Source organism: Paracoccus haematequi, assembly GCF_900631945.1.
GTDB classification, from domain to species: Bacteria; Pseudomonadota; Alphaproteobacteria; order Rhodobacterales; family Rhodobacteraceae; genus Paracoccus; species Paracoccus haematequi_A.
This window is the reverse complement of sequence record NZ_UZWE01000028.1, coordinates 20,339-34,325: the sequence shown is the minus strand read 5'-3', so window position 1 is coordinate 34,325 and position 13,987 is coordinate 20,339. Positions and strand designations below refer to the sequence as shown.

Below are 13,987 nucleotides of genomic sequence, written 5' to 3'. Positions count from 1 at the left end.
TGGGTGTCAGATCTTGGATTTGCGGTCCAGCATGACCGCTAGGATGATCGCGACGCCGATCACGACCGGCTGCAGATTTGGCGAGACGTTCAGCAAGGCCATCCCGTTCTGCAGCACGCCGATGATTAGAAGCCCTATGAAGGTGCCCAGCATCCCGCCCGAACCGCCGGCCAGACTGGCCCCTCCGATGACGACGACCGCGATGACCGACAGAAGATCGGCGATGCCGGCCGTTGGATGGGCCGAGTCCAGCCGCGATCCCAGGATCAGCCCGGCCAGCGCGGCCAGCGTGCCGGCGATGACATAGACCAGCACCTTGACACGGCGGGTGCGGATGCCCGACAGGCGCGCGACCTCTTCATTGCCGCCGATGGCATAGAGCGAGCGGCCCGTGGGGCGGAAGTGCAGCCAGAATGCGACTGCCAAGTAGACGGCAAAGAGCAGGATCATCTCCAGCGGTATTCCGAACAGGCGGATCCGAGAGAGGTTGGTGAACCATTCGGGAAAGCCGGTGATCGGCGCGCCGTTGGTAATGAACAGCGCGATGCCCGAGCAGGCGGACATGGTCGCCAGCGTCGCCACGAAGGGCTGGATGCGGCCATAGGTGGACAGAACGCCGTTGATCAGCCCGACGAAGGCACCGACGCCTAGACCCGCCAGCGCCGAGAGGCCGAAGGGCAGGCCGAAATCCCGGTAAAGCCAGGCATTCACCATCAAGCTAACCGCCAGCACCGCGCCGACCGACAGGTCGATCCCGCCGATGATGATGACCAGCGCGGCCCCGGCCGCCATGATACCGATCTCGGAAACCTGGCTGAAGATGTTGATGAGGTTGCGTGAGGTCAGGAAATAGGGCGACAGCCAGGCGAAGACCGCGCAGACCAGCAACAGCCCCCAGAGCGGGCCGGGCACGGCGGCGACGGCGCGCTTCAGCGGGCTCGGACCCTCGCCGAGCCTGGGGGCGGCCGAGACGCGGGGAGAGTGGTTCAGGTCGGACATGGGTGTTCCTTCTCAGCCGGTCGGTTGCAGGATCTCGGCGCCGGTCCGGTCGCCGACGGCCAGCGCCATGACGCGCGGCGGGGTCGCCTCATGGCGGTCGAGAATGCCGGTCTGGCGCCCCTCGGACATGACGAGAACACGGTGCGAGAGACCCAGCACCTCCTCGAGTTCGGACGAGACGACGATCACGGCGATGCCGCTGGCGGCAAGGTCGCGGATGATCTGGTAAATTGCCATCTTGGCACCGACATCGACGCCGCGAGTCGGCTCGTCCACGATGAAGACACGGGGGTCGCGCACCAGCCACTTGGCCAGAAGAACCTTCTGCTGGTTGCCGCCCGACATGGCGCTGACCGGCAGTTCCATCCGGCCGCGAATGTCGAAGCGGCTGCGCTGCTCGCGGCCCAGGCTCTCGACATCGCGGGGGCGGATCAGCCCGCCGCGCGCCAGTCCCGCTTCCCACGGCAGAGTAATGTTGGCCGAGGCCGAGCGGTCGAGGTTCAGTCCCAACCCCTTGCGATCCTCGGGGACCATGACGATACCCGCGTCGATCGCGGCGCGGGGGCTGCCAAGCGCCACCGGCGCCCCGTCCAGCCGCACCTCGCCCGCATCCGCGCGGTCGGCGCCTGCCAGCGCCCGCACCACATCGGTCCGTCGCGCGCCGACCAGGCCGGCAAAGCCCAGGATCTCGCCCTCGTGCAAATCGAAGCTGATGTCGCGGAAGGCGTCCGCGCGGGTCAGTCCCCGGACACTCAACACGACCTTGGAGCTGGGGGGTTTGGGCGCATGGTGCTGGAAGACGAAGGCACGGCCGACCATCGCGTCGATGAGATCCTGCTTCGGGACGGGCGCGGTCGGCCAGTCCGCGACCTTCTGTCCATCACGGAAGCAGACGACGCTGTCGGCAAGGCGGCCGATCTCGTCCAGCCGGTGCGAAACGTAGATGATTCCGGTCCCGCCTGCCCGCAGCCGGTCGATCTGCTCGAAGATCAACTCGGCATCGCTTTCCCCCAGCGAAGCGGTCGGCTCGTCGAAGATGACATAGCGCGGCTCGCGCAGCAGGGCCTTGGCGATCTCGATGCTCTGCTGGGTGGCCGTTGACAGACCGCGCACCGGGCGGCGCGGGTCCAGATGAACGCCAAGGCTGGCAAGGATCGCCGCGCTTTCCTCGACCATCGCGGCGCGATCGACGCGGCCGCCACGGACGGGCTGGCGGGCGAGGAACAGGTTCTCGGCCACGGACAGACCGGGCAGCAGCCGGATTTCCTGGTGGATCAGCGCCACGCCCCGATCCAGCGCGTCCCAGGGGGAATGGGGCCGATAAGGCGTCCCGTCCAGCCAAATCTGGCCCTCGGTGGGGGACAGGACGCCCGCGATGATGTTGTTGAAGGTCGATTTGCCTGCGCCGTTCTCGCCGATGAGGCCCAACACCGATCCGGGCTGCAGCGCAAGATCGATATTGCGCAAGACCTTCACCGGCCCGAAGGCCTTGGAAAGATTGCGGCAGATCAGGCCGCTGGTCTGGGGGGCGGCGTCCAGCATGGTGGCTCCTTTCAGAAGGCGGGCGGGGACGTCGGCCGGGCGAGCCGGCCGACGGCGGGTCGGCGCGGCGGCCTACATCTTGTCGGCGGCAGGACCATAGAAGTCCGACGGCTTGAACTCGCCCACGTTCTCCGAGGTGATGAGCACCGCGTCCTGATACTGCTCGGCCGGGATGTCGCCGCCCTCGCCCGTCATGATGCGGATCGCATCGGCGACGGCCATTTCGCCCATCCGATAGGGGATCTGCGCCATGGTGGCCTGGGTCAGTCCCTCGCGGATCGCGGCCAGCTGTGTCGGGAATCCGTCGATCCCGACCGAGATCAGGTCATCGCGTCCCGCTTGCCGCGCCGCCTTGGCCGCGCCAAGCGACATCGCGTCGCTCTGGGCGAAGATCGCCTTGATGTCGGGCTGCGAGGTCAGGATGTTCTGCGTCGCGCGATAGGCCTCGTTCTCGTCCCAGTTCGCGGCCTGGGTCGCGACGACCTCGATTCCGGGGGTCGCCTCGATGGCCTCGTTGCAGCCTTGGCTGCGCTGTTGCTCGGCCGTCGAGCCCAAGACGCCCTGCAGGACGGCGATCTTGCCCTCATTTCCGATCTGATCGAAGAGCCATGTGCACAGCTCGCGCGCCGCGCCGACGCTGTCCGTGGCGATGAAGGTGTCCAGCTGGCCGTCGCCCGACTCGGGGCGCTGGTCCACGGCCACGACCGGAACGCCGGCGTCATTGGCCGCGCGCACACCGGCCGCCGCCGCAGTGCTGCCCTGCGAGATGAAGATCAGCGCGCCGATCTGCTGCACCAGAAGGTTGTTGATCTGGTCGATCTGCTGCCGCGAGTTGTTGGACGCCGATTGCACGTTCAGCTCGTAGCCGGCCTTCTCGGCGGCGGCGCGCATCCCGTCCACTGCCGCAATGTAGAAGAGTGAGCGCTGATCGGCGACCGAGACGCCGATGACCGGCTTGTCCTGCGCCGCTGCCGTTATCGGCAGAAGCGCAAGGGCGCAGGCCGTGCCCATCAGGCGGGATGCCATGCGGCGGGAAATGGGGAAATTCGTCATGACCAGTGCCTCCTCTGCTTGGTCGTGTCGGTTGCCGCGCCCGGTGCGGGGCGCGGGATAGGCGCTCAGGCAGCGGTCTCCAGCCGCTGCCTGAGGTCGGCAAGGAACGCCGCCGCGCGCGCGCCGTCGACGGCACGGTGATCGCTGGTCAGCGTGAATTCGGCCATCGGGCGCCATTGCGGATCGCCGCCATTCCAGACGTGGCGCTGGATCGTTCCGCCCACGGCCAGGATCGCGACCTGCGGCGGGTTGATGATGGCGGTAAAGCGGGTGACACCGAACATCCCCAGATTCGAGACGGTGAAGGTGCCTCCCATCACCTGCGCGATGCCGATGCGCCCGGCGCGGACCCGCTCGACCAGGGTCTTGCGACTTTGGGCGATTTCCTCCAGCGACAGCCCGTCGGCGCCGTGGATCACCGGCACCGTCAGCCCCTTCTCGGAGGCGACGGCCAGCCCCAGGTTCACCCGGTCGTATTCCGCCACGCCGCCATCCTGCCAATGCGCGTTCAATGCGGGATGGCCGCGCAGGGTGGCCGCGCAATCGGCCAGGATCACGTCGGTCAGCGTCACGCCCGGGCTGCGGCGCGCCGTGGCGGCGGTCATGTCCACCTCGACCGTGACGGCGAACATGGGCGCGGCCCAGGCCGCGTTCATGGCCCGCACCATCAGCTTTTCGGTCTTTCCCAGTTCGCGCAGGCGGGGCTGGGGATCGACGATCATGCTGTCATCCATTGCCATTGCCTCAGGCCGCCAGCGCCGACGCGGCCTTGCCTGCGCAGCCATATTGGCGCATCTTTTCCATCGTTGCGTCGATCATGCGGGCGCGACCTTCGGCCATCGCCTCCTCCAGCTGGCGGTCGCCCTGGGCAAAGACCGATTCCAGCCCCTTGCGGAAGGCGTGGCGCAGGTCGGTATCGGCGTTGAACTTGTGCACGCCCGCAGCCTTGGCCTCCTGCACCTCGCGGTCGGTCAGGCCCGAGGCCCCGTGCAGGACCAGCGGGATGCCGGTCGCGGCCTTGATCTCGCGGATGCGCTGGATGTTGATGGGCTTTTCGGGCAGATCCGGGATCACGCCATGCACGATCCCAACCGAGATCGCGAGGTAATCCACCCCTGTCTCGGCGACAAAGCGGCGTGCCTCCTCGACATTGGTGTAGTAATCCTCCCAGTTCACGTTCTGGCCGGCATCCGGGATCTTGCCCAGTTCCGCCTCGACCGGGACGCCGAGGGCATGGGCGATCTCGACCACCTTGCGGGTTGTGGCGATGTTCTCCTCGAAGGGCAGATGCGCGCCGTCATACATGACCGAGGTGAAGCCCAGGCGGATCGCCTCCATCACCTCATCCCAGGAGCCGTGGTCCAGATGGATCACATAGCGCGCGTTTGACCGTTCGGCGACGCGGCGCGTCATCTCGAAGGCGCGGGCCACGCCCATATGCGGGATGATTGCGCGGCCGACCTGCAGGAACACGGGGCTGTCCGAGCGTTCGGCGGCCCAGACCAGGGCCTCGGTCGTCTCCTCGTTGTGCATGTTGTAGGCGCCGACGGCATAGCCGCCTTTGCGCGCGTTCTCGATCAGGTCGCGGGGATTGGCTTGGGGCGTCATTGTCAGTCCTCTTATGGGAAAGGGTCTCATTGCGCGGCCACGCGGCTGGCGGTATCCGGGCACGGCACGGCGAAGCGGCGGATATACCGGCGGTAGTCGGCGATCTCGCGCGCCGTCCGGACTGCGTCCCAGCCCTGGTCGGCGGCCAGGATCGCGGCCGCCGCATCGACGACCAGGCGACCGCAGGTGCCGTTCAGGCCGACCATCACCCGCCGGATCAGCGCATCAGTCAGCGTCCGGCAGAATTCGTGGCGGAAGGTGAAGATCAGTTCGGCCGGGATGGCGCCGCTGTCGGGATCGAACGGCTCCAGCAGCGCCGGATTCGCAGCGCCGAGCGCCAGAACATCACCCGCCCGCGCGCCATAGATCGAGACCAGCCGGTCCACCACCCCTGCTCCGGCCCCCGAGGTTGCCAGCAGCTGCGCGCGATAGGCTGCAAGGTCGGTGACCCGCGCGCCGGGAAACAGCGCGCGCCGCGTGGTGCAGGGCGGCGCCTTGCGGCCCCTCCGCCGGAACAGCCCGTCGACGGTTTCCTCGGCCAGGCTGCGATAGGTGGTCAGCTTGCCGCCGATAATCGACAGCAGGCCCCGGCAATCGGGGGCGTGATCGTGGATCACGTGGCTGCGCGGCACCTTCCACTCCGATTTCTCGGGCACATAGGGCAGCGGCCGCACGCCGCTGTAGGTATAGAGAATGTCCGAGGGCTTGAGCCCGGCGCCGGGGATCAGCGCGTTCACTTCGCCCAGCAGGTAATCAACCTCGGCCTCGTCGGCGCAGGCGGTGTCGGGATCGGCGTCGAATTTCTTGTCGGTCGTGCCGATCATGTAGCGCTTGCCCCAGGGTATCACCAGGACCAGCCGCCCATCGACACGGGATTCGTAATAGACCACGTCGGCGGGCGCGCCGGGGAACGGGTCCAGGACCAGATGGCTGCCCTTGGCACCGCCGATATAGCGCTTGCCCTGGGCCTGCCGCGTGCCCAGAACCGCATCGACCCAGGGTCCAGCCGCATTGACAGCCATCGGCGCCGAGATGGCATGGCGTTCGCCGGTCAGCATGTCGGTATAGGTCACCCCCGTCAGCTGCGCACCGTCCTGCAGGAACCCGTCCACCCGGCAATGGGTGAAGATATGGCAGCCCTCGGCGGTGGCCTGCAGAGCGACCTCGGCGCACAGGCGCTCGGACCAGATGACCTGGCCGTCCATGAAGATCGCGCAGCCCTGCAGCCCCTCGGCAGACATCTGCGGAAAACGCGCCAGCGTTTCCTCGCGCGTCAGGGTGCGGTGGGCGTCGGTCGTCTTGTCGAACGACAGGATGTCATAGGCGACCATCCCGGCCCGCACCGTCCATTTCGAGCGCCGGTTGTGGCTGTAGAGCGGGATCATCAGCGGCACCGGCTTGACCAGATGCGGCGCGATGCGGAACAGCGTCTCGCGTTCGCGCAGCGATTCCCGGACCAGCGCGACGTCGCCCTGCTCCAGATAGCGCAGGCCGCCATGGATCAGCCGACCCGACCAACTGGAGGTGCCGCTGCCGATGTCCTCTTTCTCGACCAAGGCGACGCGCAGGCCGCGGGCGGCGGCGTCGCGGGCGATGCCAAGGCCGTTGATGCCGGCCCCGATGACGACCAGGTCGTAGGCGGCGCCGGGCGCGACGGATGTCTCGGTTTCAGAACTTGGCATGATCGCTGTCCGCTTGGCGTGAAGGCGGGGCGGCAGGACGCCGCCCGCGCCGGGGCGCGTGTTCAGTCCGTCTCGATGATCGCGATGACTGTGCGGACCTTGGTTTCCTGGCCTTCCTCGACCAGGATCTCGGCCAGGGTGCCGGCGGCGGGGGATTCCAGTTCCTGCGTGGCCTTCTCGGCTTCGATCTCGGCCAGGGGCTCGTCCTCCTGGACGCGGTCGCCGACCTTCTTCAACCAGCTGGTGATGGTGCCCTCGCTCATTCCCATGCCCCATTGCGGCAGCAGCACTTCGACTTTCATTACCCGACCCTCCGGTTCCTGGTGTCCAACTGGTCCGCGCAGACCGCCTCGATGGCGGCGGTGATGCCTTCTTTCGTGGGATAGATCTCGCCCTCCAACGCAGGGCTGAAGGGGACCTGCATGTTCAGCGCGCAGACCCGCTTGATCGGCGCACGGAGCGCATGCATCGCCTCGTCCGCGACCACGGCCGCGATCTCGGCCGCCGCGCCGCAGGTGCGATGCGCAGGTTCCGCGACGACCAGGCGGCCGGTCTTGAGGACAGACCGGACGATTGCCTTGGTGTCCAGCGGCACCAGCGTCCGCGGGTCGATCACCTCGCAGGAAACGCCCCGTCCGGCCATCTCCTCGGCCGCCTGCATCGCCAGCGGGACAGAGCCCGAGACCGCGACCAACGTCACGTCGCTGCCCTCGCGGCGCGTGCGGGCCACGCCCAGGGGGATGGTGAACTCACCGTCCTCGACCTCTTCCTTCTGACCCCAGAGCGGCACGGCCTCGAAGGATAGGACCGGGTCGTCGCTGTCGATGGCCGCGCGCATCAGCCCCTTAGCGTCGCGCGCCGAAGCGGGGGCGATGACCTTGAGGCCGGGCACGCCCATGAACATCGGATAGGGCCGGTCGGAATGGTGCGCGCCCGTGTTCAGTCCGTAGAACATGGCCGAGCGGAACAGCACCGGCAGCCGGCTCTGGCCGCCGAACATGTACCGGTTCTTGGCCGCCTGGTTCACGAACTGGTCCATCGCCATATACAGGAAGGACGAATAGGACAGGTCCACGATAGGCCTGAGGCCGGTCATCGCCGCGCCGATGGCGGCGCCCACGATCGCCTCCTCGGAGATGGGCGTGTTGCGGATGCGCAGCTTGCCGAACTGCTGGACGAAGTCGCCCTGTTCGGCGCGCTGCTTGCTGCCACCGGTGGTGCCGTAGACATTCGCCTCGACATCCTCGCCGATCAGGATCACCCGTGGATCGGCGGCCATCGCCTCCTGCTGGGCCGCGCCGATCGCGCCGATAAAGGTCATCAAGCTCAAAGCACATCCTCCAGTTCGTAGGGATCGGAATAGAGGTCGGCAAAGGCCACCTCGCGCGCGGGGACCGGGCTTTCCATGGCGAAGGTCACGCACTCCTCGACCTCCTGCAGGATCTCGGCCTCGATCATGTCCATCTGTTCCGCAGTGGCCTTGCCAGCCTCGATCAGCGCCTTGCGGAACAGCAGGATCGGATCGCGCGAAGTCCAGAAGCTGCGCTCGTCCGCGTCGCGGTAATCGACATTGATGCGCAAGCCTTCGGAATGCTCGCGGAACCGATAGGTCATCACCTCGACCAGGCTCGGCCCCTCGCCCGCACGGGCGCGCGCCACAGCCTCGGCCACGACCTCGTGGACGGCCAACACGTCCTGACCGTCCTCGACCCGGGTGCCCGGCATCCCGAAGCCCGCGCCGCGGTCGCAAATCCGTCCGCCGGTCACGGTATGGGCGGGGGTGGACAGGGCGTAGTGATTGTTCTCGCACAGAAAGATAACGGGCAGCTTCCAGGCCGAGGCCATGTTCATCGATTCGTAGAGAACCCCCTGGTTGGCCGCGCCATCGCCAAAGAACGTCAGCGCGACACGGGTCTCGCCCAGCACCTGCGCGGAGAGGCCCGCGCCAAGGGCGATGGGGATGGACGACCCGGTGATGCCGGATTCGCCGAGACTGCCGACCTTGTAATCCGCAAGATGCAGCGAGCCGCCCTTGCCCTTGCAGACGCCCGTCGCCTTGCCCGCCAGCTCGGCCATCAGCGGCCCGAGTGGCGAGCGCATCCCGATCGGATGCCCGTGACTACGATGGTTGCCCGTCATGTGGTCGCCCTGCCGCAGCGCCATGCAGGCCCCGACGACCTGGGCCTCCTGACCGATGCTGGTGTGCACGGTGCCGGGAATGTAGCCGCGCTTTACCATCTTCGAAGCGCGTTCGTCGAAATGGCGGATCCGCAGCATCCGACGTTGCATTTCAAGAAGGGTGTCGCCTGGCAGGCTCATTCCATGTTCCATCAGATCATCCGTTTGGCTCTAATGTTCTATTATTGGTCAAATGTATCATTCGAGATAAAAGGCGACAAGCTTGCAAATCCGCTGCGCCGCCGAAGGATTCATCTTCTAGAAATCGTTGGAAGAATTTTATGTCCTGGGCCTTTCTTCAGCCACCATTGCCGCAGAGCAGCATCAAGAAAGCTTCAGCTAGACACCTGAAGAACTGGACGATTCGGCCAGGTTCCGGCACATTTGTTCACCAGCCCACGAAATCGGAGCTTCTGGATGAAAGACCTTGATCGCAAGGCAACCGATCTGGCCCGCGCCGCCTGGCTCTATTATGTCGAGGAGCAGACCCAGAGTCAGATCGCCGACAAGCTGGGCGTCAGTCGCAGCACCGTGATTCGCCTTTTGCAACGGGCGCGCCAGAGCGGGCTTGTCACGATCTCGCTGGGCGTTTCCTCGGAAACCTTCGAACTCGAGCGCGATCTCGAGGCGGCCTACGGTCTGCGCAAGGTCCGCGTCGTGCCGGTCGCGGACGACCCGACCATGCAGCGGCGCTGGCTCGGCCAAGTCGCGGCCGAGGCCCTGCAAGAAATGGCGCGCAAGGATTCCATCATCGCGGTAAGCTGGGGCTCGACCCTGCGGGCGATGGCCGATTCCCTCAGCGGCGAGGTTTCCGTGCCCGGAATGAAGATCGTCGCTCTGATCGGCGGGCTGCACAATGCGGACCATGGCACGAACCCCTACGAGGTAGCGGACCTGGTCGGGCAGTTCTTCGGAGCTCCGGCGCGCGCGCTCTATGCGCCTGTCTATGTCCGCAACGCCGAAACCGCCCTCGGCCTTATGAGCGATCCGGGACTGAACGAGGCCGTGGACATGGCGCGCCGCGCCTCTCTGGTGGTCTTCAGCGTCGGCTCGCTTTCAGAAGAAGCGACGATGCTGAAACTGGGCTATGTGAACGCGACCGAGAAGGCGTTTCTGGAGGATCAGGGCGCCGTCGCCGACATCGCCTGCCGCTGGACGGATGCCGACGGCAACCCGGTGCCCCTGCCCTCGACCATCAATCCGATCGGGCTGTCGCTGAACGATCTGCGCAACATTCCGGACCGCCTGCTGGTGGCCGGCGGCCAGTCCAAGCAGAAGGCGATCCTGGCCAGCCTGCGCGGCGGCTATGCCACGCATCTGATCACCGACGAGCAGGTGGCCGTGGCGCTGCTGGACCAGGCGCATCGGCATGAAAACAAATGAACCACTTGCGCAAATAATGAACATATGCTTCAATTTTCGAGGGAGCGAGTAAAAAAGTGCGCATCCCGCCCCGCAGGGCGCATGCGGGGACACGCGCAAGGAGGAGACATGATTCTTGGGATCGACCTCGGCACGTCGATGGTCAAGGCCGCATTGTTCGATCCGGACGGGGAATGCCTCGCCGTCGCGGCACGACGCAGCAGCCCGACTTCCTACGGGCAAGGCCGGATGGAGCAGGATTTCGAAGAGATCGTCAACGCCGTCGGCGAGGTCATGGCCGAGGCCTGCTCTGGACGCCCAGTCCCCAGGGCCATCGGCATCACCGGGCAAAGCGACGGCCTGTGGCTTCTGGATCGGGACGGGCGCGGCTGCGGGCGCGCGGTCTCCTGGCTGGACGACCGCGGCAACCCCTATCTTCAGGACTGGATCGACCGCGGCGTCTTCGAGGCGGTCTTCCGCCGCAACGGCAACGCGATCTTTCCGGGCAGCCACGCGCCCCTGATGGCCGCGATGAGCGCCGCCGAACCCGACCGGCTGGCTCTGGCTCATACCGCAAGCTATCTCAAGGACGGCATCCTGCAACGCCTGACTGGCGCGCGGGTGACGGACACCTCGGACGCGTCCCTTCCCTTCCTGGACGTGGTCGCGCGCGATTACGACCCCGAGATCCTGCGGATGCTGGGACTCGAGCATTGCCGACATCTGCTGGCGCCCGTGATGCCCGGGCCGGGCCAGGCTTTTCCGCTGAACGCAGAGGGGGCCGCGCTGACCGGCCTGCCCACGGGCATCCCGGTCCATGCCGGGCCCTTCGACCTGGTCGCCTGTCCGATCGGGGCGGGCGTGGAACGGCCGGGCGAGGGGCTGATCATCATCGGCACCACCCTCGCCTGCGAGGTGCTGGTGGACCGCGTCGACACCTCGGGGCCTGCCGTGGGGATGACGCTCTGCATGCCGCAGAACGACCGCTGGATACGTTCGATGCCCGCGACGGTAGGAACGGCCACGCTGGACTGGATCCTGTCGCTGGTCGGCGCCACGCACAAGGATGTCGACGCGCTGCTGGCCGAAAGCAGCCCCGGATCGCGCGGGGTGACCGCCCTGCCCTTTTTCTCGACCACGGGCGAACGTGCGCCATTCGTCGATGTCCGCGCGCGGGGCCAGCTGGCAGGTCTGTCCACCGCGACGACGCGGGCGGATCTGGTTCGCTCGGTTTGCGAATCGGTCGCCTACGCCGCCCGGGAATGCATCGAGGCGGCAGGCCTGACCGGCACGCTATCCGTCTGCGGCGGCGGGTCGAATTCCATCACCTGGTCGCGAATGGTGGCCGACGCGCTGCAACGCCCGCTGTCAGTCGCACGCAAGCCTGAGGTGGGCGCGCGGGGCGCCGCGATGGTGGCGATGGACGTGGTCGGCATCGACTATGACCGCGTTTCATGGACCCGCCCCGAAGGCGTGATCGAGCCCCGACGCGAACGCGCCGCCCTGCACGAGGCGGGCTTTGCCCATTACCGGGAGATCGTCGAATCGGCGCGGCATCTGTGGCACAGCCCGAACCGCGACCTTTGCCACGTTCCGCGAGAAAAGCTGCCATGCCCCGCGACCTGACCAACCCCGACCAGCGCCATCCCGAAAAGGCGCGTCGCACGCCCTCGGCCCCGCCGCCGCGCCCCGACTGGATCCGCGTAAAGCTGCGCAGCAGCGACCGGCTGACCCTGACGCGGGACATCGTCGAAAGCCGCGGCCTGACCACCGTCTGCCAAGAGGCCGGTTGCCCGAACCTGGGCGAATGCTGGAGCCAGGGCCATGCCACCATGATGATCATGGGCCAGATCTGCACGCGCGGCTGCACCTTCTGCAACGTGGCGACCGGTCGCCCCGACGCGCTGGACCCGTTCGAACCAAGCCGCGTGGCGGATGCGGTGGCCAGGCTGGGTCTGGATCACGTCGTCATCACCAGCGTGGACCGCGACGATCTAGACGATGGCGGCGCCGCGCATTTCGCGCAGACAATCCGCGCCATCCGCCACCGCGCCCCCGGCACCACGATCGAGGTGCTGGTGCCCGATTTCCTGAAATGCGGACCCGAGGCGCTGGAGACGGTCATTGCCGCGCGCCCCGACGTCTTCAACCATAATCTGGAAACCGTGCCGGGCCTTTACGCCGAGGTGCGGCCTGGGGCGCGCTATTTCCATTCGCTGCGTCTCTTGCAGCGCGCCAAGGAGCTGGAGCCCCGCATCTTCACCAAGTCCGGGCTGATGGTCGGGCTGGGCGAGACGCGGCCGCAGATCCTGCAAGTGATGGATGACATGCGCGCGGCGGATGTCGATTTCCTGACCGTCGGGCAATATCTGCAGCCGACCCCGCGCCACCACGCTATCGCGCGCTACGTCACGCCCGAGGAATTCGCCGGCTACGAGCGGGCGGCGCTCGGAAAGGGGTTCCTGGTCGTCTCGGCCAGCCCGCTGACCCGGTCCAGCCACCACGCGGGGGCGGATTTCCGGCGGCTGAGGGCGGCACACGGTTGAACCAATACCCCCCTCAAAGGCCCGCCACGTCACTTGATGACGATGCCCCGGCTGCGGGTGGTGGTCAGGGCGACGACCAGAATGATGAACAGGCCATAGACAAGGCTCTGCGACTGCGCGCCCACGCCCAATGCCTGGATCGCCATCGGCACGAAGGCCACGGTCAGCGCGCCGAAGATCACGTTCAGCGGGTTCGTCTGACCGCCCGAGATCGAAGCCCCGCCGACCAGCGCGGCCGCAATCCCGGGCAGCAGCAGCGCGCTGCCGATACCGCTGGCCGAGGCGGAGCCCGCCTGCGCCAGGATCGCCAGCCCCGCGACACCCCCTAGGAAGCCCGAGACGGCGAAGGCCGCAATCCGCAGCCCGCGCACCGGCACCCCGGACAGGATGGCGGCGGTCTCGTTCTTGCCCATGGCGGTCATCGACTGGCCGGCGCGGGTGAATTGCAGCGCCGCCCAGAAGACCAGCGCCACCGCCACCGCCAGCCAGAAGCTCAGCGGCACGAAGCCGACATTCGTGGTATAGAGCGTCGAGACCAGTTCCCGGTTCGCGCCCAGATAGATCGTCTGTGAATCGCTGGTGACCAGCGCCGCCGTCTGCAGCACACCCAGCGTGCCAAGGGTCAGCGCAAATGAAGGGACTTGCGCATAAGCCACGATGGCGCCGATCACCGTGACCAGCGCCAGGATCGCCAGGATGCCCCAGAATCCGTATCCGGGCAGGATCATTGCCAGCAGGATCGTGCCCAGCAGGCTGGTCGCCGCGTTGGACAGGTCGATCGAGCCGACATTCAGCACCGTCGCCTGCCCCAGCGCCAGCAGCAGGATCGGTGCCGCCGTCGCCGCCACGATCGAGATGCCGAAGGGGCTGAGATAGTTCGGGTTCAGCAACCAGACCGCCCCCAGCATCACCGCAAAGACCAGAGGCGGGGCAATGACGTGCCCGGAGGCCAGCCGCGACAGGCGCCCGCCAAGCGGTTTGGCCAGGGTAGTGCGGTTCATCAAAATCTCGCTGTGA

General features: G+C 66.9%; 14 protein-coding genes. 4 read left to right on the top strand and 10 right to left on the bottom strand.

The features are described 5' to 3' along the window. Positions 1–6: 6 nt before the first annotated feature. The 9 genes from PARHAE_RS08215 to PARHAE_RS08175 form a co-directional block, all read right to left on the bottom strand. Complete coding sequence (locus tag PARHAE_RS08215; protein WP_126154127.1) at positions 7–999, bottom strand: ABC transporter permease; 993 nt, start codon at positions 997–999, stop codon at positions 7–9. Between the two features lie 12 nt (positions 1,000–1,011). Next, the gene (locus tag PARHAE_RS08210; RefSeq protein WP_126154126.1) at positions 1,012–2,541 is read right to left on the bottom strand and encodes a sugar ABC transporter ATP-binding protein; all 1,530 of its coding nucleotides are present in this window, start codon (positions 2,539–2,541) and stop codon (positions 1,012–1,014) included. A gap of 72 nt (positions 2,542–2,613) precedes the next feature. Then, a complete protein-coding gene (locus tag PARHAE_RS08205; protein ID WP_126154125.1) occupies positions 2,614–3,594 on the bottom strand; it encodes a substrate-binding domain-containing protein in 981 nt (326 codons plus the stop codon). 65 nt (positions 3,595–3,659) lie between these two features. Next, positions 3,660–4,328: a 2-oxo acid dehydrogenase subunit E2 gene (locus tag PARHAE_RS08200; protein ID WP_206436897.1), complete on the bottom strand. Its 669-nt coding sequence runs from the start codon at positions 4,326–4,328 to the stop codon at positions 3,660–3,662. A 10-nt stretch (positions 4,329–4,338) separates the two neighbouring features. After that, on the bottom strand, positions 4,339–5,202 hold the full coding sequence (locus PARHAE_RS08195) for a class II fructose-bisphosphate aldolase (RefSeq protein WP_126154123.1): 864 nt from the start codon (positions 5,200–5,202) through the stop codon (positions 4,339–4,341). A 26-nt stretch (positions 5,203–5,228) separates the two neighbouring features. Further along, positions 5,229–6,884 carry a glycerol-3-phosphate dehydrogenase/oxidase gene (locus tag PARHAE_RS08190; protein ID WP_126154122.1) on the bottom strand — a complete coding sequence of 552 codons (1,656 nt, stop codon included), beginning with the start codon at positions 6,882–6,884 and terminating at the stop codon, positions 5,229–5,231. A gap of 62 nt (positions 6,885–6,946) precedes the next feature. Further along, positions 6,947–7,186: a biotin/lipoyl-containing protein gene (locus tag PARHAE_RS08185; protein WP_126154121.1), complete on the bottom strand. Its 240-nt coding sequence runs from the start codon at positions 7,184–7,186 to the stop codon at positions 6,947–6,949. Beyond that, complete coding sequence (locus PARHAE_RS08180) at positions 7,186–8,205, bottom strand: alpha-ketoacid dehydrogenase subunit beta (RefSeq protein ID WP_241232733.1); 1,020 nt, start codon at positions 8,203–8,205, stop codon at positions 7,186–7,188. Before PARHAE_RS08180 ends, PARHAE_RS08185 begins: the two co-directional genes overlap by 1 nt. Before the next feature lie 5 nt (positions 8,206–8,210). Further along, positions 8,211–9,161: a thiamine pyrophosphate-dependent dehydrogenase E1 component subunit alpha gene (locus tag PARHAE_RS08175; RefSeq protein ID WP_126154214.1), complete on the bottom strand. Its 951-nt coding sequence runs from the start codon at positions 9,159–9,161 to the stop codon at positions 8,211–8,213. A gap of 45 nt (positions 9,162–9,206) precedes the next feature. On the opposite strand from PARHAE_RS08175, the gene PARHAE_RS08170 reads away from it, so the two are divergent. The 4 genes from PARHAE_RS08170 to lipA all read left to right on the top strand — a co-directional run bounded on the left by PARHAE_RS08170 (position 9,207) and on the right by lipA (position 12,970). Beyond that, positions 9,207–9,413, top strand: a complete 207-nt coding sequence (locus tag PARHAE_RS08170) for a hypothetical protein (protein WP_126154119.1) — start codon at positions 9,207–9,209, stop codon at positions 9,411–9,413. A 66-nt stretch (positions 9,414–9,479) separates the two neighbouring features. Then, positions 9,480–10,445, top strand: coding sequence for a sugar-binding transcriptional regulator (locus tag PARHAE_RS08165; RefSeq protein ID WP_126154118.1), 966 nt, complete (start codon positions 9,480–9,482; stop codon positions 10,443–10,445). Positions 10,446–10,553: 108 nt separating this feature from the next. Next, positions 10,554–12,050, top strand: coding sequence for an FGGY-family carbohydrate kinase (locus PARHAE_RS08160; protein WP_126154117.1), 1,497 nt, complete (start codon positions 10,554–10,556; stop codon positions 12,048–12,050). Next, on the top strand, positions 12,035–12,970 hold the full coding sequence (lipA, locus tag PARHAE_RS08155) for a lipoyl synthase (RefSeq protein ID WP_126154116.1): 936 nt from the start codon (positions 12,035–12,037) through the stop codon (positions 12,968–12,970). The genes PARHAE_RS08160 and lipA overlap by 16 nt, the downstream gene beginning before the upstream one ends. A 29-nt stretch (positions 12,971–12,999) precedes the next feature. Here lipA and PARHAE_RS08150 read toward each other — a convergent pair whose 3' ends face one another. Then, positions 13,000–13,971 carry an ABC transporter permease gene (locus PARHAE_RS08150; RefSeq protein ID WP_164555183.1) on the bottom strand — a complete coding sequence of 324 codons (972 nt, stop codon included), beginning with the start codon at positions 13,969–13,971 and terminating at the stop codon, positions 13,000–13,002. Positions 13,972–13,987 lie beyond the last annotated feature (16 nt).